This window comes from Paraburkholderia sp. CHISQ3 (assembly GCF_030464945.1).
Taxonomy (GTDB): domain Bacteria; phylum Pseudomonadota; class Gammaproteobacteria; order Burkholderiales; family Burkholderiaceae; genus Paraburkholderia; species Paraburkholderia megapolitana.
This window is the reverse complement of record NZ_JALPRG010000012.1, coordinates 270,783-292,322: the sequence shown is the minus strand read 5'-3', so window position 1 is coordinate 292,322 and position 21,540 is coordinate 270,783. Positions and strand designations below refer to the sequence as shown.

The window sequence follows — 21,540 nt, the reverse complement described above, 5'->3', positions numbered from 1 at the left end:
GCGAGAGCGCCCATCTTAATGGAAGCGCCGTAGCCAGCCTACACCGCTTCGGCTTGTCTCACCCGTTACAACACTCTGTTGCAAAAATCCGCCCTATCGCAATCATTGTTCCCGCAGAGCCGCGTCCCTTCGTAGGTCGCGGTCCAGCGGGTTCGATTGTTGCTATTTGGAGAACGGTGTTTCAACTGGCGCACAATGGCACTCCGTCCCCGGCAGGACTACATTCGGCACACCACACCTACCGGAGCCGATGATGAAGACCACAGAGTCCATCCCCCTGACCGGCGCCAACGGCGTTCGTATCGAGATTCTCGAACGCTCCGACACCACCCTTGTGATCCGTTGGGTCGAACCCGGCCGTTGCCACTATGGCGAGCAACGCTGGCGCCGACGCTCGGCGCACACCTCGGGCACCTGCGCAGTGTCGCGCCGCAAGATCCGTCGCGGCGACGCGGTGTTCCGGCCGGCTGAACGGCCCGCACCGTCCAATGCCGCCGCCATGATCTCCGCTGAGATTCTCTGCGGGCTAACCGCCGAGGCCTGACGCTACGCTTCCCTCACGAGACGAGGGATAGCGAAAAGCCATCCCAGCCCTTGCTGCCGACGGTCTGAATCGCGGTCGTCGTCAGATGGGGCGTGGCCGCGGCCAGTGCCAGAAATTCCCGGATACCGGTGACATCGGGATCGTCGTTGTGCGGATCCGCGATGCGCCCGTTACGAACCACGTTGTCGCCGACGATCACCGTCCCGGGCCGGGACAGTTGCAGCGCGAGCTTCAGATAGTCCGGGTTGTTCTGCTTGTCCGCATCGATGAAGACGAGATCGAACGGTTCGGCCGCTTCGCCGATCAGCTTCTGCAAAGTCCGCGCCGCGGGCCCCACCACGACCGAGACCACATTCGCCAACCCCGCAGCCGCGATGTTTTTTCTCGCGATCTCCGCGTAGCCGGCATCCGCTTCGAGAGAAATCAGCTGGCCGTCAGCCGGCAACGCGCGACCCAGCCAGATCGTGCTGTAGCCGGCCAGCGTGCCGATCTCGAGAATGCGCCGGGCGCCTTTGATTTTCGCTAGCAGATGGAGAAACTTGCCCTGCGCCGGCGTGACATTGATGGACGGCAGGCCGGCCTCGGCGCTGTGCCTGAGCGTCGCGTCGAGCACGTCGTCCGAAGGCACGAGTGCCTGCGAGAAATACTCGTCTACCGCATTCCATTGCTGTGGGTTCGTCATGGCATCGTTTCCGCTAGTGATCGAGGCAGACGATGTTATCAGCGCGAGCCCAAGCGACTTATGACGATTTGCGATGTCGTTTCGTGTCCGCCGGTGGAACGCTCCCTGTGAGCGCGAGCCTCTAACAGGCAGCAAACGCGTACAAAAACAAAGGGCCTGCCGCACGAACCGTGCAGGCAGGCCCCATCAGACAGCAGACTCGATATACCGTCGCAGATGCCTCAGTTCACCTTGAGCTGACCACCGCGGCCTAAGCCACCCTTCACGTCCTGCGCCTTGTAGTTGCGCAATGAGACGACCATCTTGTTCCACGCATCGATGAACGCGGAGACCGTTGCCTTGCCTTCCGGCGTCTTCGAGAAACCGCCCAGACCACCACCGGCGCTGCCACCGAGTGCCCCCAGCGCCGCGCCATAGTTCGTGGCCGTCGAACTGCCTTCGGCCGCCGCAATCTGCACCGCCGAGCGCACGTCGAACAGCGTCAACGTCACGACCGATGCCTTCGTCTGAACGCTGCCGGCGATCGCCGCTATCGCCCCCCCCCCGGGGATCAGACCGCCCAGCGCACCGACCATCCCGCCAATCGGCGAGTTGCTGATGACGATCGACGGTTCCATATAGTAGTCAGCCGCGACGCGCTGGCCTTTCTGCTGCTTCGAGCCGGCGCGGTATTCGCCGGAGTTGCGCTGCAGGTCCGTAATGCGCGACAGGCGCGAGTCGGTCTTCTGGTTACCGATCGACGTAATGACGAAGCAGTTCGACTCCTGCACCGCGAGACGCAGCAGCGGATCGATGCTGGTCACCTGGGTGGCGCTCCCGAACGGACCGAACCAGTCGGCATTGCGGCCGTCGTCGACGGCGATCGTCCCGAGGGGCGCCGGACAGCGTTGCAGCGAGTCGTCGGCACCGGCGCTCGCGGCACCGCCCGCCGCGCCTGTCACGCCCAGGTTCTGGTTCCCCGTGGTCACCATGCCTCCGCACGCAGTCAGAGACCCGACCAGGGCGATCGCGATGGCGCCCTTGACGCCCGAATATTTCGAAATGAGGTTCATAGATTGATGGTCGTAGTAAGTGATCTCGATGTTCGACTTATCCGTTCTGGCGATCCGAAATAAGCCCCTGATGAGGCAGCCCCCGTAATGGCCGCCTCAAATCTCGCGTCGGTACCGTCCTGAGGTGGGCTCAGTACCAGTACCACGCTGTCTGGCGCCAATAGCCCTGATACGCGTAACCCGAATACCAGTAGCCGTAATACAGCTCGCGCTCTTCTTTTTGTCGTTTGTAGTCGGCCGCGTCGGCCAGCTTGTCGGCTCGCGCCTGCACCAGAAGCTTCTTCGACTCCTGGTCGCCGCGGCTCGCCGCGAGCATCAGCCACTTCTCCGCTTCGCGCGGGTCCGGGCCCATCTCTTCGAGGCCGAACAGATAGAAACTCCCCAGGGCTTTCTCGGCCTGCAGGTTGCCGGCTTCGCCGGCCTTGCGCATCCAGACGAGCGCCTGATAACTGTCCTGCCGTACGCCGTCGCCGCGGAAATAGCGCAGGCCCAGATCGTAGGCCGCGCGCGGTTCTTTCTCGGCCGCGGCTTTTAGCGCGGCAATGCGCGGGTCGGCGTTTTCGTCGGGCGCATTGTTGGCGGCTTCGAACGTCCCTTGATCCTTCGGACGGTCGGAACACCCGTGGTCGTCGCAAATCCTGACGAGATTGTTCTGCGGAGGGTTTTGCACACAGGCGGCCAACACCACCACGGCACACGATGCAAACACGCGATACTTCATTTCTATCCCCGTTTCTTGTTGGAAACGCGCGCCACCATAACGGAGCGCAACATGCAAAAAACAAAATAACCGGCTTCTGATAATTCTGTTAATGCACGACCGGTGCAAACCGGCCTTGAATTCAAATGCGAATCGCCGATGAAATGCCGAACGATCCCCCAGAGTCCCGAATCAACAGGAACCTCTTTCGATAATTCTCGTTTCGCGTAATCGCGTTAATTGTCAGGACGTACATATCCCTGCCATGGACAGCCCGTATTCGCAAAAAGCGATGCATGGCCTGCCTGTCAGCACGTGGTGCTATCTGGCGGAAATATCTGCCTGTCCCGTTCTCGTCAAACCCCTTGTCGATTCATTTTTTTCACCCGCACCGGCAAGCGGCTTATATCGCTTGACGCAGCGGCATTCCCTGCAGATTTCTTGTTAATTCTTGGTGGCGCTCGTTGTCATCATAAAAGTCGACGTCGTGCACTTCGCACTCTTGCCTTGACCTGCATATCGGCACTGCAGGGCGGTGCGATCGTGTCGCAAACGTGACTCTGGTTGCATCTGCCGTCACTTATGTTGGACGAATTGTACAAGAAGAATTTTAATTTTCACCACAGGAAAATGTAGTTGCAAAGAAATCACTGAGCCTGCCGGAGCGGCTGATGGCGGTTCGACAAGATGGAATATGACGGGACCGTTACTCCAGGCAAAGAAAATCGATCTGGTTGCACCCGCAACTAGTGCGGAATATCCGCCGGTTGCGCCAATGATGAGATTGACCCGTCAATCCGCCGCGCCTCGTTTGCCCCGGCAAGCGCTATATTGCGTTTAATTTAAATACTCATTGCGCCAGGCGGAATATGTCTGGTTGCACCTCGCTTCTTCTGCTTCCTCTTATAGCGAGCGCTCCAGAATCCTGATCCGCGACAGCAATTCGTCGCGATCGACGTAGCAACCCTGCAGATGCCGGGCGCCGCCACGCGGATCGAACGCGGTGCGGGCATGGAGGATCCTGCGGTTATCGAACGCCCACATCTCGCCGGCGGCGAGCCGTCGCTGCATGTGGAACCGTGCATCGCGTGCGAGCCCGAGGAAGCGGCGATAGGCGCGGTATACCGCGGGCATCGTCTGTGCGGTCGCGTCGATCGGCCCGCGCAGAAAATTCGCGTGCCGCACCTCGCTGACTTCGCCCCGCCCGTCCAGCGCGATTACGGGCGCCGAGCAACGGTAATCGCTCGCCGCACTCTTGTTCCAGAACTCGAACGGAACACTCGTGAGGGTCGCGAAATCGTCGGGCCAGTGTGTGCGCAGCGCGTCGGCCAGCGCAAAGCCGTCGACGAACACGTTGTCGCCGCCGGGCGCATCGTTCACGAGGCAGTGCAGAAACTGCAGGCCGGGCTGCAACTCGCGGGTCGGCAGATCGGTATGCGGCGGCAGGTTGATCGACGTGTACGCGTTGCTGTCGGGGACCGCCTTCGATTTCACATCGAACAGCACACCGAAGTTGCTTTCGCGGATAAACGAAATGCGCCGCGCGATATCGGCGACGCTTCCCGGCTGCGTCGGGACACCGTGCACGAGCGTGAGCCCGGTATCGCGCAACGCAACGAGCCAGGCATGCAGTGCGCGTTCGTCGTGCATGACGTCGCGCCAGTCGAAGACAGCAAATGTCGACCCACCCGACGCGTCCCAGATCTTTCGCGTATTGCCGCCGTGCCGTTCCGCGCGCGATGCGTCGTCGTACGCATGTGCACGCAACCAGCCAGGCGTATAGACGCTGCGATGGCCATCTGACCATTGCACCTGCATGGCGCCCGTCTCGTCAGTCGATACGTCGATGGCGACCAGATCATCCGGCATGTCGGCGATCTCGAAGACCTGCTCGCGCGTCAACGCATGCACGCACTGGTTGCACGCGCAATTGTCGCGCAGCCAGACGAAGTGATACGGCGAGCTGCGCGCATCGCTCCACTGCACGACGATCGCGTCATCGCTCAGTGTCGCGCCGGCAATCGACACGCTCGTTGCAAACGCGCGCCAGTCTTCAACCATCGATCCGGCAACCTGCATCTCATGTCTCCCGAAGAGAATGCCCGATGCCGTGTGGTTCAACCGGCCGGGACGTCGTGAATACTGTCGGTGTGGCTTGCCGGCGTATCGCGTAGAAAGCGGCACACTTCGTCGTGCATGCGCTGCGCGCCCGGGCTCGCATCGAGTGCACGCCAGCAGCCATGCACGAGCCCTTTACCGAGCCAGAAACGCCCGTTGCCACCCGCTGCATGAATACGCTCGACGAACACGCTCGCGTCGTCGCGCAGCGGGTCGTGCTCGACGCCGATCGCCAGCACCGGCGGCAAGCCGTCGAAACGACCCGCGTCGAGCGGCACGGTCCACGCAGGCGGCGACACGTCGCCCCAATACAGCCGACGAAACGCATGGACATCGGCAAGCGTGAGCATCGGTGCGTCGGCCTCGGTGTCGCGTGCCGGTAGTTGCGGTTCGAAACCGAGCATCGGGTAGACGAGTGCTATTCCTGCAATTTCCGCGACTGCCGCCGCGCCGTCGGCGCCCGAGTCGCGCAGTTGCACCGCGACGCCTGCCGCGAGATTGCCACCGGCACTATCGCCGGCGAGCAGCAGCGCTGCCGGCAACGTTCGCTGCCACGAGACAAACGGCAACCGGCCTTCGAGCGCGGCCCGTGTGACCTCGACGCAGTCGTCATGTGCCGCAGGGGCGGAATGATCGGGTGCGAGCCGGTAATCGACAGCGATTACACATAGCCCGGTATCGGCCGCAATACGTGCCGTGATGATCTGATGACTGTCTAGCGAACCCAGCACGAAGCCGCCGCCGTGGAAGTACAGCACGGTGCCGCGTGCGGGATTAAGCGTGGACTGGTAGAGACGCAGCCGGATCGAATGACCGGCGGCAGATTCGAACTCCGCATCTTCAACGGATACGCCCGGCGGTAGCGGTGGAGTTAAAGCCAACGCATAACGATCGTAGATGACCCGTTGCTCGGCAACCGGGCGCTGTGCCGTGTCTGCGGGATAGACCGCCGCAGCCCGTGCAATGAATGCGGCGATTTCAGGTTCGAGCATGATCGCGGGGGTTCGATGTTATCGATTGTCGAAGCACAGACGCCGTTTTAACTGCGTCGCGCCGGCGGCAGTCCGATCACACGCCCAGCATATTGCGCCGGCGGCAGCGCGGCTTGCGACGCACCCAGTGCCTGCACGCGCCCGGCAACATCCGGATCGAACGCTACCGACCGCGGACCATTCGTATCGACGTGCAACAACATCTGCTCGCTCGCCGCGACCGCTTCGCTGTGCGCGTCGGCGTGCATCTCGAGGTACAGGTGCAGGCGCTTTGCATCGTGCGCGAGCAGCCGAGCGGCGACGCGCACTTTGGCGCCAAGCTTGATCTCGTGCAGGTAGTTGATATGCGCTTCGAGCGTATAGATCGAACGGCCCCGCGCACGGCGCGCCGTATCGTCGAGACCGATGTGCTCGATCAGCGCGTCGGTCGCGAAGCTGAAGATCAGCATATAGAACGCGTCGCGCAGATGGCCGTTGTAATCGACCCACTCCGCGCGAACCTCGTCGCGATAGATCTCCAGTCCTGGCATGGGCAGCTTGCTCCTTTCGCGTTGTGACGGTTGATCTACTCGCGACCGTTACTCGTCGGCATGCAAACCGTGCCGCGCCTTCGCCTCGCGGATCGCCGTCAGCACGCTCGTAATGCAGTCGTCGCGATAGCGTTCGAGCTGCTTGATCGAGCGCGGTCCGACCTGCTCGGCCGTGCCTTCCACTACACGGTCGATCAGTTCGTCGGTGAGTTGCGGTGCGACCAGTTTGGTCCACGGCAATTCGAGCGCCGGTCCGAACTGCTGCATGAAGTGTCGCATCCCCGCATCGCCGCCGGCAAGCGTGTACGTAAGGAAGGTGCCCATGAACGACCAGCGCAGACCGGCACCGAAGCGGATCGCATCGTCGATCTCGCCGGTCGTCGCGACGCCTTCGTTCACGAGATGCAGCGCTTCGCGCCATAGCGCTTCGAGCAGACGGTCCGCGATAAAACCCGGTACTTCCTTGCGCACGCGCAACGGTCGCATCCCCAGCGAGCGATAGACCTGCTGCGCGGCATCGATCGTCGCGGGCGCCGTACGTTCGCCGCCGAGCACTTCGACGAGCGGCAACAGATACACCGGGTTGAACGGATGCCCGACCACGCAGCGCTCGGGATGCAGCGCTCGCGCATAGAAGTCGGTGGGAAGCAGGCCCGATGTCGACGAAGCGATGATCGCATCGGGCTTTGCTGCCGCGCTGATCTGCTCGTGCAATGCCAGCTTCAGTTCTTCGCGCTCGGGTGCGCTCTCCTGAATGAAATCCGCTTCGGCGACACACGCTTCGATGGTCGTGACAAAACGCAACCGATCCTGCGATGCGCCCTCCTTCAACCCCGCGCGTTGCAATGCGGGCCATGCGTTTGCGACGTTGGCACGCAACTGCTGTTCGGCGCCCGGTGCCGGGTCCCATGCCACCACGTCGAGTCCGTTCGCGAGTGCGCGTGCCACCCAGCCGCTGCCGATCACGCCGGCCCCGATTGCTGCAAATGTCCTGATATCGACGATCACTGCCATTGCTGACGATCCCTTGCAAAAAGTGCGTTCATGCGAATTTCTTAAGCAAACTGTTCGACCGGTCGCCGCTCGAGCAGACGTTCGCCACGCGCCGGCAAACCCAGCTTGCGACGCCCTTCGGCCGGCGTCAGCGCCCGGCCACCCAGACGCTCGATGATCTCGACCGCACGCTGCACGAGCGTGCCGTTGCTCGCCGGCACACCGCGGTCGAGCCAGATGTTGTCTTCGAGACCGACGCGCACGTGGCCGCCGAGCAGCATCGCCTGCGCGACCATCGGCATCTGCATCCGGCCGATGCCGAAGCCGGCCCACTGCGCGCCCGGCGGCAGGTTGTCGGCCATCGCCTTCATCGTCGTGGTGTCGGCGGGTGCGCCCCATGGAATGCCGAGGCAGATCTGGAACATCGGCGGCGCATCGAGCAGCCCTTCCTTGAGCAACTGCTTTGCGAACCACAGGTGCCCCGTGTCGAAAATCTCCAGCTCCGGCTTCACGCCGAGTTCCTGGATACGCTTTGCACCGGCGCGCAATTGCGCGGGCGTCGACACATAGATGTAGTCGCCGTCGCCGAAATTGAGCGTGCCGCAATCGAGCGTGCAGATCTCCGGCAACAGCTCTTCGACATGCGCGAGCCGCGTTAACCCGCCCACCAGATCCGTACCCGCGCCGAAGCGCATCGGATCTTCGCCGGCGCCGATCTCGAGGTCGCCGCCCATACCCGCGGTCAGATTGATGATCACGTCGGTATTCGACGAGCGGATGCGGTCGACGACTTCGCGGTACAGGTTCGGATCGCGGCTGCCGCGGCCGGTCTGCGGATCGCGCACGTGACAGTGCGCCACGGTAGCGCCCGCTTTCGCAGCTTCGATCGCAGCCTCGGCGATCTGTTTCGGCGTGACGGGAATGGCCGGGTGTTTGCCGACCGTATCGCCGGCGCCGGTCACGGCGCAGGTAACGATGACTTCGTGGTTCATGCGGGGTAGTCCTGTCTGTTCATGTCGAATCGGCCGCTAGTGCGCCCAACCGTGTGTCAAAGCCCGAGATAGGCTTTCACCGCCGGCAGTCCATCCTTGCCGTCATACGTCTTCACACCGGCAAGCCAGGTATCCAGTACCTGGGGGTTCTTCTTCAGATAGGCCTTGGCAGCATCCGTGGGTTTTTCCTTGTTCATCACCGACTGCATCACGACGTTTTCGAGCTGCGTCGTGAAGCGCAGATTGCTGACGAGCTTGCCGGCGTTCGGACAGCGCGTCAGAAAATCGGGCGACGTCAGCGTATAGACGCGCGCTTCTCCGTCGTTAGGTCCGAACACGCCGTCACTGCCGGTCAGATATTTCATGTCGATCTGGATGTTCATCGGATGCGGTTCCCAACCGAGGAACAGCACCCACTTCTTGTCGCGGATCGCGCGATCGACGGTGACGAGCATGCCGGCCTCGCTCGACTCGATCAGCTTGAAGCCGCCCAGACCGAACTGGTTCGTGTCGATCATCTTCTTGATCGCAGCGTTCGCGCTGCTGCCCGGTTCGATGCCGTAGATCTTGCCGTCCAGTTCCGTCCGATGTTTCGCGATGTCGGCGAAGGTCTTGAGGCCCGCGTCGTATTCGTAGGTCGGCACCGCGAAGGTCGCCTTCGCACCGGACAGGTTGGGCGGTTGCAGCACCTGGATCGTCTTCGCATCGACAAACGGCGCGATCGCTTTTTCCTGCACCGGCCACCAGTAGCCGAGCGACACATCGAGTTGCTTCGTCTTCAGACCCGCGAACGAGATCGGCACCGACGCGACCGTCGTGACCGGTTGATAGCCGAGCCCTTCGAAGACCGTCGACGCCAGCGCGGTAGTCGACGTGATGTCGGTCCAGCCGATGTCGGCGAAGCGCACGTTGCGGCAGGTGGCCGGGTCCTGCGCGAAGGCCGGTTGGAGCAACGTGGCCGCGGCGTATAGCAGACCAGCGGACAAGGCTTTGACGCGTAACTTCATGACGTTCCCCCTTCTGATACCTGGTGGGTGGGTCGCAGCGCTATTCGCCAGAAGGCGAACCGGCCGGACACCGTGTATTGCGTGGCGTGATGCAAAGGTACTAGCGCATATTCCCGCCAAAGCGACCGGCTGCGACCCGTTCTTGCTTGCTTGCGACCATGAGGGAAAACCAGCATGATCGCCTCGCGCGCCGTCCTGATCGCGCGAACGTCAATATTGGCGGGCCTTGCCGGCTCGCGCACCGCTTGTTACGCTCGCCCGGATCGCGACCGCAGGTCCACGCAACCGCCCACGCCAGGCACCCCACGCTCCACACGATGCCCGAAGACATTTCGTTCCTGCTGCTACCGGGCTTCTCGGCGATCGGCTTCATGTCGGCGGTCGAACCGCTGCGCGTCGCGAACCGCTTTCGCGAGAACCTGTACCGCTGGCACATTCTCAGCGTCGACGGCGCGCCGGTCGCCGCGAGCAACGGCATCTCGCTGAACGCCGAAGCCGCCTTCGATAGCGTCGATCACGCGCAGACCGTTTTCATCGTCGCGGGCTTCGATCCGCTTGCGTGCTACAGCCGCGCGCTCGCCGGCTGGCTGCGACGGCTGGCGCAGGCGGGGGCGACGCTCGGTGGTATCGATACGGGCAGTTTCGTGCTTGCCGAGGCGGGACTTTTCAGCGCCGCGGACAGCCTGACCGTGCATTGGGAGGCGCTGCCCGCGTTCCGCGAGCGTTATCCGGCGCTGCAGGCCAGCCAGGAGTTGTTTGAGATCGGCGCGCGGCGCATTACCTGTGCAGGCGGCACCGCTTCAATCGACATGATGCTGGACCTGATCGGCCGCAGCCACGGCGCGGCGCTGGCATCGGCGGTGTCGGAGCAGTTTGTCGTGAGCCGGATCAGGCAGCGCTCGGACCATCAGCGCATGGAGATTGCCGCGCGCTACGGCGTGCACAATCGCAAGCTGATCCAGGTGATCGGCGTGATGGAACAGCATATGGAAGAACCGCTCGCACCCGACGCGCTCGCGCAGGAGATCGGCGTGACACGGCGGCAGCTGGAGCGGCTATTCTGCTCGTCGCTGAAGGACACGCCGACGCATTTCTATCTGCAGTTGCGGCTCAATCGCGCGCGCGAATTGCTGCAGCAGACCGACATGACGATCACGTCGATCTGCGTTGCGTGCGGATTCGAATCGCCGTCGCATTTCTCGCGGACCTATCGCGCGAAGTTCGGTGCGAGCCCGCGGCGCGATCGTAGCCCGGTGCGGGTTGCCGCGCAGTAAGCCATGTCTGCGCGCGGGGTCGCGAAGCTCCGCTGGCTGGAACCACGACACAACGCAACACGGCCCGCATCGCACGAACTTCGCGATGCGGGCCGTTACCCATTGGCCATGGATGTCTGGCACTCCAGGTCACGCGCCATACCGCAAGCGCGCGTGGCGCTCAGAACGAATGCCGCATACCCACGCGAACGTCAGCCTGCGTCGTCGTAGTAGACGGCGTGAAGCTATAACCGATCACCGCATCGACCCCTTGCGACGCCTTCAGGTAATCACCCGAGATATACACATCGGTGCGCTTGGAGAGCAGATAGTGGAAGCCCGCCGACACCTGGTTCCAGTGATGCCCTTCGAAGTTCGTGTACTGATAGCCGCCGATCGTGCTGAACGCCGGCGTGACCTGCCAGATCGCGCCGCCTTCGAGCACCTTCATATGCGACGACACGCCGAATGCCTTGATCGTCGTGTACGTGAAGTCGCCGTTCAATGTCACATTGCCGATCGCGTAGCTCGTCCCGACGCCGAACGTACCCTGCTTGTCGACGGGGAACGACGAACTCGAATACAGATCGGTGATGGCACCGGTCGTCTGGTTGACGCTGACGGTCGGACGACCGAGGAACGTGCTCGTGCCGATCATCGCGTACGGATCGAACGCGTAGATGCCGTTCGGATTGTTCAACTGCGTATAAGCCGCACCCAGTGTGAACGGCCCGTTCGCATAGTGCGCGCCGAGGCTGTATGCGCTGTTCTGGTGGAAATTGCCGGCCACATTGCCGAACGAATACATACCGCCGAACATGAAGCCCGAAAACTCATTCGACAGGAATTTCACCGAGTTCGGCAGACGGTCGCCGTTAAAGCGGTCGAAGTCGCCCTGGTGGATCGCGTACCCGCTGCCCCAGCTGGAGATGTTGTACAGATAGACCATCTCTTCGGTCATGTCGAGCTGATCGCCGAAGGACAGCGTGCCCCACTGGTTCTTCAGGCCGACATAGGCCTGGCGCCCGAACTCCGCGCCACCGAAGCCGAGCTGGCCATTGCCCACGTGAAAACCGCTTTCGAGCACGAACACGGCCGACAGCCCGCCGCCGAGATCTTCGACGCCCTTCAGACCCCAGCGGTTGCCGTACGACACACCGTCGTCGAATTTGACGACATGCGAGCCACCGGTGTTGTTCACGTAGGTGATACCGGCGTCGAGGATGCCGTACAGCGTCACGCTGCTCTGCGCGTGGCTAATGGCCGGGACGCTGGCGAGCACGAGGGCTGCGCCGGAGAATGCTGCGGCATTCAGTCTTTTCATTGTGTGGTTCTCTCTTGCCTTGCTGGATGGAAAGAGGATTCCGCCGCTAACCGGGCGAAATCGCCTGTCTTGCTGGAATGACGCACTGTCGGTGCAACGCTCGTCGCGGGTGCCATTACGCATAAACCGTCGTCGATGATGGACATTACAAATCCAATTTGCGGCCAATACGATCTGAAGCGACATCGATTGGTCGGAATGCGACAACCGGGGGAAAACGACAATGAGGGTGCGCCGCCCCAGAACGGGGCGGCGGGAGCAACGCAAGTTGAGGGGTTTAGCGAATGCCGAGCTGGCTCTGCACGGCCTGCAGGCCATCCGCGCCGCTGGCGGTCGTCACGCCCTTCAGCCACGTCGCCACGAGCGCGGGATTGCCCTGCAACGCGCGCAGCGCCGCCGTGTTCACATTGACCTTGTTCTGCAGCACGTTCGCGATGATCTGGTTTTCGAGGTCGACGTTGAAGGTCATCTGCTGGAACAGACGCGCGAGGTTCGTGCACTGACCGGCGAAGCCCGCCCGCGTCACGGTGTTGACGGTCGCGCCGCCGTAGTTCGGCCCGAAGTACGCGTCGCCGCCGGACAGATACGTGAGGTGGAATTTCGTGTTCATCAGATGCGGTTCCCACGCGAGAAACACGATCCACTTCTTGTCGCGCGCGGCCCGTTCGACCTGCGTGAGCATCCCCGTTTCGCTCGATTCGACGATCGACCAGCTGCCAAGCCCAAACGCCTTGTCGGCGATCATCTTCTTGATGTTCTGGTTGGCCGGCGCACCGGGCTCGATACCGTAGATCTTGCTGTCGAACTGGGCCGCATGCTTCTCGAGATCGGCAAACGAGTGGATGCCCGCAGCGGCCACGTAGTCGGGCACCGCAAGCGTGAACTTCGCGTTGGTCAGGTTTGCGTGCAGCACATCGATCGAATGCTCATCGACGAACGGTTTGACGAGCGGTCCTTGTGCAGGCATCCAGTTGCCGAGAAACACGTCGATCTGGCCTTTCTTCAGCCCCTGGTAGGTAATCGGCACCGACAGGTTCGAGACGTTCTGCTGATAGCCGAGCGCCTTCAGCAGCACGCCGGACATCGCGTTGGTCGCATCGATGTCGGTCCAGCCGGGATCGGCCATGCGTACCTGAGTGCAGCTTTGCGGTTCGGCCGCGGCAGCCGTGGTGACGCTGGCGATAGCGCCGATCCCTGCGCCCGCTGCGGCAAGCAGCAGGGACAACAACCACGTGTAGCGTTTTTTCATCATGGCCTCCGGTTCGTATGCAGAACGCGTTTGTATCGTGAGTGAGAAATTCGTTTCATTCCCTGGTCTCGCAGTCAGCGGGAACACAGTGTTCGAGGTGTCGCTTGTAGAGGCGTTCAGCTTCGCGCCAACCGTCCTCGGTCAGGATTGCGGATCTCGCCTTGTTGCGTGGATCGGTAATGAGGTCTCGCTCGTAAAGCTGGTCAAGTGCACCCCAGTCGCAGCCCCTCCACGCTCGCTTGTGTTCATGCTCCGTCAAGTAGAGAAGCGTCAGAACCGCGGTGTCGATCGAAGCGGTGTCGACGCTCATGCCGCTCATGACGGCCGCATCGTAGCTATGCCGTGCATCACGCAGTGCTATCGCCGGCAGGTTATTCAATGAATTTCTCGCTCATGACATTAACGGACGACGCGCGGAAACCGCGCCATCGCTTCCAGTGTGTCGAGCTCGATGTGATTGCGCATGTAGCGCTGGCTCGCATCGGTGAACGGCTGCCAGTCCCACGACTGGATGCGCCCCTGCGTCGTCGCCTCGAAGTGGAAGCGCCGCCGGCTCTGGCTCGCGAGCACGGCGTCATGCAGCGCAGGGAGATTCCAGCGGCGCGCCGTCTCCGCGCGAAACGCGTCGAGTACCGCGGCTGCGGCAGGGTCGGCGGCGAGGTTGTGCAGTTCGAGCGGATCGGCGGCGAGGTTGTACAACTGATCGGGATCGCATGGTGTGTGGATGAACTTGAAGTCGCCGCGCCGGATCATCACGATCGGCGCGACCGCGCCTTCGGCGAGGTACTCGGCGATCGCTTCGTCGTGCGCACTGTCGTGTGTTTGATCTTTTTCGCCAGTGCCGTGCAGATGCGGTACGAGGCTGCGACCGTCGACGGGGTCCGGCCATGCGCTGCGGCGCTCGCCTGTAGCCAGTTCGACGAGCGTCGGCAGCAGATCGACGTGCGATACCGATGCGGCGACGCGGTGCGCGTCGAAGCGGCCCGGCGCATGCACGATCAGCGGCACGCGCACGCCGCCTTCGAAGCAGGTCATCTTGTACCAGAGCCCGCGCTCGCCGAGCATTTCACCGTGGTCCGAGGTGACGATCACGATCGTGTCGTCGGCCATCCCGGTCGCTTTGAGTGCATCGAGAATCTGCCCGAACTGCGCATCGACATACGAAAGCGCGCCGTAGTACGCATGACGTGCCGCACGCACCTGCTGCGCGGTTGGCGGCGTCACATCGGCTTCGTAGACGTCGCGCAGGCGCCGCGAATGCGCATCGCTTGCTTCGCGCGACAGCTCGACCTTCGGCATGTCGATCTCGTCGTCGGAGTACAGGTCCCAGTATTCGCGCGGAATCGCGTACGGATCGTGCGGATGCGTCAGCGACGCGACGAGGCAGAACGGCCGCGCATCGCCGCCGGCTGCCCGCTCGCGGGCGATGTCGAAGAGCTTCTGGCGCGCGGTGAAGGTCACTTCGTCGTCGAAATCGAGCTGGTTGGTGCGCACGCACGGACCCGCGTCGAGTACCGAACTCATGTTGTGATACCAGCTCGGCCGTACATCCGGCTGCGCCCAGTCCGGCACCCAGCCGAAGTCGGCGGGGTAAATGTCGGTAGTAAGACGTTCCTCGAAACCGTGCAACTGGTCGGGGCCGCAGAAATGCATCTTGCCGGAAAGCATGGTCCGGTAGCCGGCCGCGCGCAGATAGTGGGCGAACGTCAGGGTTTGCGCTGGAAATTCGGCGGCGTTATCGTAGGCGCCTATCTTCGACGGCAGCTTGCCCGCCATCATCGAGAAGCGGGCGGGCGCGCACAGCGGGCTCGCGCAATACGCGGAATCGAATACGACGCCTTCGCGCGCCAGCGCGTCGATACGCGGCGTCAGCGAGACGGTATGGCCATATGAACGCAGCGCAAACGGTGTCATCTGGTCGGCCATCAAGATAAGGATATTCTGCTTTGTATTAAGGCTCATGGGCGGGGTCGATTAGAATCGAGAGTTCGTTTGCGGCCGCGGGTTCGTAGCGACCCGGCTGCAGCGCCAGTCCTGCACGCGCCGCCTGCATCGTCGCGTACGGTGCAGAATCAGGCTGAAAACCGCACCGCGCACGAAAGCGTCCTCACTATTGCCGGTTAATTTCGCTGTGTGAAGCCGCGCAATGCTTATAGGTCCATAAGGGGGTGTTATGCCGAGACAAGATCGCCTGCCGCCGATGCAGACGCTATCGGTATTCGAATCGGCCGCGCGGCTCGCGAGTTTCACCGCGGCTGCGCGCGAGCTCGGTTCGACGCAGCCCGCCGTCAGCCAGCGCGTCGTGCAGCTCGAAACCGATCTCGGCACACCGCTCTTCGAGCGCGGACACCGTGGCGTGACGTTGACCGCCGACGGCGAACGGCTCTTCGAAGCCGTGCGACAAAGCCTCGACGCGATCCGCGTCGCCACCGGCGATATCCGCACGCGCCGTGCAACCGGCTCGCTCACCCTGCTCACCGATTTCGGCTTTGCCACCTACTGGCTGATGCCGCGCCTCGCCCGTCTCAAGCATTCGATGCCCGACGTGAGCGTGAAAATCGTCACGTCGCAACAGGGCTTCGATCCGCATCGCGATCACGCGGACGTCGCAATCGCATTCGGCGACGGCGACTGGGCACCCTGCACGTCGACGCGGCTCTTTCCCGAAGAGGTCACGCCGGTCTGTTCGCCCGCATTCGCCGCCGCGCACCCGGGCATCGTCCACGCCGGCGATCTCGCCCATCTGCCGCTATTGCATGTGCAACCCACCGAGCCCGAACGCTGGCTCGCGTGGGATAGCTGGTTTGCAGCGCTTGGCATCGAACGTGGTGCGACGAACACGGACGGCATGACGTTCAACAGCTATGCGCTCGTGGTCCATGCCGCGCTGATGAATCAAGGTGTCGCGCTCGGCTGGACACCGCTTGTCGATGAACTCGTCGCGACAGGTCAGCTCGTGCGTCTGCTCGACCAACCCGTGGTCACCGCGCGCGGCTATTTCCTCGTCTGCCCGCTCGCACGACCTGAAGCTGCGGCGGTGCCGCTGTTTCGGCGCTGGCTGTTCGACGAGTGCCGGGCGCTGGCCGCCTGACATCGCTTTGTGCAAGATCGCAGCGGAAAGCACCGCGTCGCAACATCGTCGCCAGGTGCAATGAATCCGAACCGGCATAACACGAGCTTCAGCCAATCCTAACAATTACCTGACAAACATCGATCGTTGAGCTTTCCTGTGTGCGCGAGCGCACAGACTGCTCCGCACCGCTGCGCGCCCTTCTCCAGCCGGCGCAATACCCCACACGTATGTCATCTGGCCTTGTTACCATGCGCCGGGCACTGCACGTTAGCGTCACCGTTGTTCCGTTTGGTGCAATATCTGCGAGAGGACTCCGTTGATTTGCGCAACGAACTTTTCCAGTTGCGGCATCGCACAACCCGCGCTGTCCGGCATAAGATAGCGGAGCCCCTTTCTACCGAAACGACTGACAAAGGAGTACGCATGAAAGAAGACCAGGTACGCTCGAAGGCGTTTGCGATGCCGCTCACCAGCCCCGCATTCCCGATGGGCCCTTACCGTTTCGTCGGTCGCGAATTCCTGATCATCACCTACCGCACCGATATCGACCGTCTGCGCGAGATCGTGCCGGAGCCGCTCAAAGTCACCTCGCCGCTCGTCCATTACGAATTCATCCGCATGGCTGACTCCACCGGTTTCGGCGACTACACCGAAAGCGGCCAGGTCATTCCGGTCGAATACAACGGCGTAGCAGGCGGCTACACGCTCGCGATGTATCTCGACGATCACCCGCCTATCGCTGGTGGACGCGAGCTGTGGGGCTTCCCGAAAAAACTCGCCTCGCCGACGCTTGCGGTTCACACCGACACGCTGCTCGGCACGCTCGACTACGGTCCGGTGCGCGTCGCAACCGGCACGATGGGCTACAAGCATAGCCAGCTCGACATGGCAAAAGAGCAGCAACGCCTCGCCGGCCCGAACTTCCTGCTGAAGATCATCCCGCACGTCGACGGTACGGCGCGTGTGTGCGAACTCGTGCGTTACTACCTGCAGGACATCACGATGAAGGGCGCGTGGACCGGCCCCGCCTCGCTCGAACTGGCGCATCATGCGCTGGCGCCGGTGGCCGATCTGCCTGTGCTCGAAATCGTCGAAGCGCGACATCTGATCGCCGACCTGACGCTCGGTCTCGGCGAAGTCGTGCACGACTATCTCGCGCAGTAACGCCCCGCCCCCTCATTCACTTACGAACAACAAACAGGAACCCAGTCATGAGCAATCTGAACGGAAAAGTAGCGGTCGTCACTGGCGCGGCCAGCGGCATCGGCAAGGAAATCGCGCTGACCTACGCGAAGGCCGGCGCGGCCGTCGCCATCGCGGATCTGAACCTGGACGGCGCCAACGCAGTCGCGAACGAGATCAAGGCGGCTGGCGGTAAAGCGATCGGTATCGCGATGGACGTGACCAGCGAAGAAGCGGTGAATACCGGTATCGATCAGGTCGCGGCAGCGTTCGGCACGATCGACATCCTCGTATCGAATGCGGGCATCCAGATCGTCAACCCGATCGAAAACTACGCGTTCTCCGACTGGAAGAAGATGCAGGCGATCCACGTCGACGGCGCGTTCCTCACGACCAAGGCCGCACTCAAGTACATGTACAAGGGCGACCAGGGCGGCGTGGTGATCTACATGGGTTCGGTGCATTCGCATGAAGCATCGCCGCTGAAGTCGGCCTACGTGACGGCCAAGCACGGTCTGCTCGGTCTGGCACGCGTGCTGGCCAAGGAAGGCGCGAAGCACAACGTGCGTTCGCACGTGGTGTGTCCGGGCTTCGTGCGCACGCCGCTCGTCGACAAGCAGATCCCCGAGCAGGCGAAGGAACTCGGTATCAGCGAAGCCGATGTCGTGAAGAACGTCATGCTCGGCGATACCGTGGACGGCGTGTTCACGACCGTCGAGGACGTCGCGCAAACGGTGCTCTTCCTGTCGGCCTTCCCGAGCGCCGCGTTGACCGGTCAGTCGTTCGTGGTCAGCCACGGCTGGTACATGCAATGAAGCCACGCGCCCGCACCGAAAAGCAGGCCGTCGATCCGACCGACCTGCACAACGAGGTTGGCGCGACGCCGGTGCGCGCGCTGCCCTACGAAACCATCGCCCTCGTGCTGCAAGGGGGCGGTGCGCTCGGCGCGTATCAGGCTGGCGTGTTCGAAGGTCTGCACGAAGCCGAGATGCCGCTCGACTGGATTGCCGGTATCTCGATCGGTGCGCTCAATACTGCGCTGATCGCCGGCAACCCGCCCGAGCGGCGCGTGGAGCGGCTGCGCGAGTTCTGGGAAACGATCTGCCAGCCGGCGTTCTTTCCCGCGCTGCCCGCCGCGTTCGAGTTCGCGCTGTTCAACAGTCACGAATCGGTGCGCTCGATCTTCACCGCATCGCAGGCGATGAGTGCGATATTGCAGGGGCAAAAAGGCTTCTTCGTGCCGCGTTTTCCGCCGCCGATCGACGGCATCCCGGGCGAGCCCGGCAAGGTGAGCTATTACGACACGTCGCCGCTGCGCGCCACGCTGCTTGCACTGTGCGACTTCGATCGCATTAACGACGGCAGCACGCGCGTGTCGGTGGGCGCGGTCAACGCCCGCACCGGCAACTTCGTCTACTTCGACAACACGCGTATCGAACTGCGCCCGGAGCATTTCATGGCGTCGGGCGCACTGCCGCCGGCGTTTGCGCCGGTCGAGATCGATGGCGAGTTCTTCTGGGATGGTGGTGTGGTATCGAACACGCCGCTGATGGAAGTGCTGCAAAGCTCGCCGCGCCGCGACACGCTCGCGTTCCAGGTCGACTTGTGGAGCGCGCGCGGTCCGGTGCCCGACACGATGGCCGGTGTCGCCGAGCGCATGAAGGACGTGCAGTATTCGAGCCGTACGCGTTTTGTCACCGACACGCTGCAACGCGAGCAGCGTTACCGCAATCTGCTGCGCCACGTGCTCGACCAGGTGCCCGAAGATCAGCGCCACGACAACCCGTGGTGCAAGGAAGCCGAAGCGTTGTCGTCGAACAAGCGCTACAACGTCCAGCATCTGATCTATCAGCGAAAGAACTACGAACACCAGTACAAGGATTACCAGTTCGGTCTTTCGACGATGCGCGACCATTGGGCCGCCGGTCTCGCTGACATCCGCAACACGCTCGCGGTGCCGGATGCGCTTGCGTTGCCGCATAACGACGCGGGCTTCGTCACGCACGACGTGCATCGCCGTCGCAAGTAATCGGGCGCATCGGTCGGGGCGCGGTGGAGGTCGAACCCGCCGCGCCGCTCATCTATAGTGATCTGAACCCGGCCGCCGTCCTGGCGCGCCGGTACTAGCAGCACGGCGTATCGATTCTATGCACGGGGAAATTGGGCTGCTCTACTGGAGCATCCCGCCTGTGCCGTCGTCGCGTGGTCGCGCTGCTAACGGCTTCATGCGGGCAATCCTATGAAAAACCGAGGACCCGCATGCCCGCCACCGATCGTTTCCATCAATACGTGCTGACGCTGTCGTGCCCGAGCGCCGCAGGACAGGTCGCCGCTGTCGTCGCGCTGCTCGATCGGCACCACTGTTATATCGACGAGCTGAGCGTATTCGATGACGACCTGAGCGAGCGCTTTTTTGTACGTTGCGTGTTTCATGGCGTGGCCGACAGCGGTGAGGATGCAGCGGGTCGCCCCGCACTCGATCTCGACGCGCTGCGTCGCGAGTTCGTACCGATCGCCGCCGACTTCGACATGACGTGGGCAATCCACGACGTCGACGCGCGGCCGAAGGTGTTGATCATGGTGTCGAAGCTCGAACATTGCCTCGCCGATCTGCTGTTCCGCTGGCGCATGGGCGAACTGAAGATGGATATCGTCGGGATTGGTTCGAATCATCCGGATTTCGAACCGCTCGCCGCGCAGCACGGGTTACCGTTCTGGCACCTGCCGGTGAATGCCGATAACCGCGCACAGCAGGAGCAGCAGGTGCTCGATCTATTCGCATCGACCGGCGCCGAACTGATGATTCTTGCGCGCTACATGCAGATCCTCTCCGATGAGACGAGCCGCAAACTGTCGGGACGCGCGATCAATATTCATCATTCGTTCCTGCCGGGCTTCAAGGGTGCGCGGCCTTATCACCAGGCGCATACGCGCGGTGTCAAGCTGATTGGCGCGACGGCTCACTTCGTCACTGACGATCTCGATGAAGGTCCGATCATCGAACAGGTCGTCGAGCGCGTCGATCACTCGTATAAGCCGGAGCGGCTGCTTGCGGTTGGGCGCGACGTCGAGTGCATTACGTTGGCGCGGGCTGTGAAGGCGTTTGTCGAGCGGCGGGTGTTTATCAATGGGGATCGGACGGTGGTGTTGTGATGAGGTGATTGCAGAACATCCGATCAGGCGAGTTCATTCGCCTGCTTCCTGAAATACCGTCCTGCGATGGCCCAATAGACGAGACCCACAGCGCAGCTAACCGGAACCAGTCGCGTTAAGTACCAATGAAGGATGTTAGGTCTCATGGGACTGAAATGACTGGGCAGTAGAAAGGCGATTGCAAATCCAAACAGTCCTAGCAAGCCACCTGCAACGACGTAAAAGATGGGGTTGCCAATCCGGAAGTGAGCCGCAAACAGATGCAGAAGAACGCACGGTAACGCTGAGATAAAGAAGCCTGCGATATAGATGACCACGAAAAGAAAACAAAACGTGCCAATCAGGGTTGCCATACTCACTGATCCGGCGTGCGATGGTCTCTGCATGCTGTGCAACATATCGTGCAGGACGGGGGAAAGCAGAAGAGCGGTGGGAAATACGCCGAGACATAACAGGTACGTCATCGTGGAGCGAAAGGCTAGGGGCACTGCCTGGCCGGTTTTCATTGATGCGCTCCCCGTTCGTCGTTAGTGGAGGCGATTATCATCGGCGATCGATCAGGCGACAAGGTCGTGCAATGCAATTGCAAGGATTGGCTCAATGCGTCAGACGCAACTTCCTGCAACCGTTATTCTGATTGCGCCACTGCCGTCGATCGCGGTTCACTATTTCTCGAGCGTTCGGCGGAAGATCGAA

The 21,540-nt window shown here is 62.2% G+C and carries 21 protein-coding genes; 7 read left to right on the top strand and 14 right to left on the bottom strand.

The window, feature by feature from the left end:
• Window positions 1–253 precede the first annotated feature (253 nt).
• Window positions 254–544, top strand: a complete 291-nt coding sequence (locus M0D65_RS26775) for a DUF3331 domain-containing protein (RefSeq protein WP_091018153.1) — start codon at window positions 254–256, stop codon at window positions 542–544.
• A gap of 13 nt (window positions 545–557) precedes the next feature.
• Here the strand turns inward: M0D65_RS26775 and M0D65_RS26770 are convergent, their stop codons facing one another.
• The 9 genes from M0D65_RS26770 to M0D65_RS26730 form a co-directional block, all read right to left on the bottom strand.
• Window positions 558–1,226: an O-methyltransferase gene (locus tag M0D65_RS26770; RefSeq protein ID WP_266255274.1), complete on the bottom strand. Its 669-nt coding sequence runs from the start codon at window positions 1,224–1,226 to the stop codon at window positions 558–560.
• 221 nt (window positions 1,227–1,447) lie between these two features.
• Entirely contained in the window at window positions 1,448–2,278 is an 831-nt protein-coding gene (locus M0D65_RS26765) for a hypothetical protein (RefSeq protein ID WP_091018150.1), read from the bottom strand.
• 130 nt (window positions 2,279–2,408) lie between these two features.
• Complete coding sequence (locus tag M0D65_RS26760; RefSeq protein WP_091018147.1) at window positions 2,409–2,999, bottom strand: tetratricopeptide repeat protein; 591 nt, start codon at window positions 2,997–2,999, stop codon at window positions 2,409–2,411.
• Window positions 3,000–3,881: 882 nt separating this feature from the next.
• Window positions 3,882–5,057, bottom strand: a complete 1,176-nt coding sequence (locus tag M0D65_RS26755) for a TauD/TfdA family dioxygenase (protein WP_266255273.1) — start codon at window positions 5,055–5,057, stop codon at window positions 3,882–3,884.
• Window positions 5,058–5,095: 38 nt separating this feature from the next.
• Window positions 5,096–6,088: an alpha/beta hydrolase gene (locus tag M0D65_RS26750; protein ID WP_266255272.1), complete on the bottom strand. Its 993-nt coding sequence runs from the start codon at window positions 6,086–6,088 to the stop codon at window positions 5,096–5,098.
• Between the two features lie 47 nt (window positions 6,089–6,135).
• Complete coding sequence (locus M0D65_RS26745) at window positions 6,136–6,618, bottom strand: thioesterase family protein (RefSeq protein ID WP_266255271.1); 483 nt, start codon at window positions 6,616–6,618, stop codon at window positions 6,136–6,138.
• Window positions 6,619–6,666: 48 nt separating this feature from the next.
• Complete coding sequence (locus M0D65_RS26740; protein WP_266255270.1) at window positions 6,667–7,632, bottom strand: L-carnitine dehydrogenase; 966 nt, start codon at window positions 7,630–7,632, stop codon at window positions 6,667–6,669.
• A 41-nt stretch (window positions 7,633–7,673) separates the two neighbouring features.
• The gene (locus tag M0D65_RS26735) at window positions 7,674–8,603 is read right to left on the bottom strand and encodes a 3-keto-5-aminohexanoate cleavage protein (protein ID WP_266255269.1); all 930 of its coding nucleotides are present in this window, start codon (window positions 8,601–8,603) and stop codon (window positions 7,674–7,676) included.
• Window positions 8,604–8,659: 56 nt separating this feature from the next.
• Window positions 8,660–9,610, bottom strand: coding sequence for a choline ABC transporter substrate-binding protein (locus M0D65_RS26730; RefSeq protein ID WP_266255268.1), 951 nt, complete (start codon window positions 9,608–9,610; stop codon window positions 8,660–8,662).
• Window positions 9,611–9,927: 317 nt separating this feature from the next.
• Here M0D65_RS26730 and M0D65_RS26725 point away from each other — a divergent pair, with 317 nt between their 5' ends.
• Window positions 9,928–10,884: a GlxA family transcriptional regulator gene (locus tag M0D65_RS26725; protein WP_266255267.1), complete on the top strand. Its 957-nt coding sequence runs from the start codon at window positions 9,928–9,930 to the stop codon at window positions 10,882–10,884.
• 160 nt (window positions 10,885–11,044) lie between these two features.
• On the opposite strand, the gene M0D65_RS26720 is transcribed toward M0D65_RS26725, so the two are convergent.
• From M0D65_RS26720 to betC, 4 genes are all read right to left on the bottom strand, one after another.
• On the bottom strand, window positions 11,045–12,187 hold the full coding sequence (locus M0D65_RS26720) for a porin (protein WP_091018129.1): 1,143 nt from the start codon (window positions 12,185–12,187) through the stop codon (window positions 11,045–11,047).
• Window positions 12,188–12,464: 277 nt separating this feature from the next.
• A complete protein-coding gene (gene choX, locus M0D65_RS26715) occupies window positions 12,465–13,436 on the bottom strand; it encodes a choline ABC transporter substrate-binding protein (RefSeq protein ID WP_266255266.1) in 972 nt (323 codons plus the stop codon).
• A 55-nt stretch (window positions 13,437–13,491) separates the two neighbouring features.
• Window positions 13,492–13,815: a DUF6429 family protein gene (locus tag M0D65_RS26710; RefSeq protein WP_308076733.1), complete on the bottom strand. Its 324-nt coding sequence runs from the start codon at window positions 13,813–13,815 to the stop codon at window positions 13,492–13,494.
• A 20-nt stretch (window positions 13,816–13,835) separates the two neighbouring features.
• Window positions 13,836–15,398 carry a choline-sulfatase gene (gene betC / locus M0D65_RS26705; protein ID WP_266255265.1) on the bottom strand — a complete coding sequence of 521 codons (1,563 nt, stop codon included), beginning with the start codon at window positions 15,396–15,398 and terminating at the stop codon, window positions 13,836–13,838.
• Between the two features lie 211 nt (window positions 15,399–15,609).
• Here betC and M0D65_RS26700 point away from each other — a divergent pair, with 211 nt between their 5' ends.
• The 5 genes from M0D65_RS26700 to purU all read left to right on the top strand — a co-directional run bounded on the left by M0D65_RS26700 (window position 15,610) and on the right by purU (window position 20,844).
• Entirely contained in the window at window positions 15,610–16,527 is a 918-nt protein-coding gene (locus tag M0D65_RS26700) for a LysR family transcriptional regulator (RefSeq protein ID WP_266255264.1), read from the top strand.
• Between the two features lie 405 nt (window positions 16,528–16,932).
• Window positions 16,933–17,673, top strand: coding sequence for an acetoacetate decarboxylase (locus M0D65_RS26695; protein WP_091018122.1), 741 nt, complete (start codon window positions 16,933–16,935; stop codon window positions 17,671–17,673).
• A 47-nt stretch (window positions 17,674–17,720) separates the two neighbouring features.
• Entirely contained in the window at window positions 17,721–18,506 is a 786-nt protein-coding gene (locus M0D65_RS26690; RefSeq protein WP_091018119.1) for a 3-hydroxybutyrate dehydrogenase, read from the top strand.
• On the top strand, window positions 18,503–19,720 hold the full coding sequence (locus M0D65_RS26685; RefSeq protein ID WP_266255263.1) for a patatin-like phospholipase family protein: 1,218 nt from the start codon (window positions 18,503–18,505) through the stop codon (window positions 19,718–19,720). The genes M0D65_RS26690 and M0D65_RS26685 overlap by 4 nt, the downstream gene beginning before the upstream one ends.
• Before the next feature lie 230 nt (window positions 19,721–19,950).
• Window positions 19,951–20,844 carry a formyltetrahydrofolate deformylase gene (gene purU, locus M0D65_RS26680; RefSeq protein ID WP_266255262.1) on the top strand — a complete coding sequence of 298 codons (894 nt, stop codon included), beginning with the start codon at window positions 19,951–19,953 and terminating at the stop codon, window positions 20,842–20,844.
• Window positions 20,845–20,867: 23 nt separating this feature from the next.
• Here purU and M0D65_RS26675 read toward each other — a convergent pair whose 3' ends face one another.
• A complete protein-coding gene (locus M0D65_RS26675; protein ID WP_266255261.1) occupies window positions 20,868–21,197 on the bottom strand; it encodes a hypothetical protein in 330 nt (109 codons plus the stop codon).
• Between the last annotated feature and the right edge of the window lie 343 nt (window positions 21,198–21,540).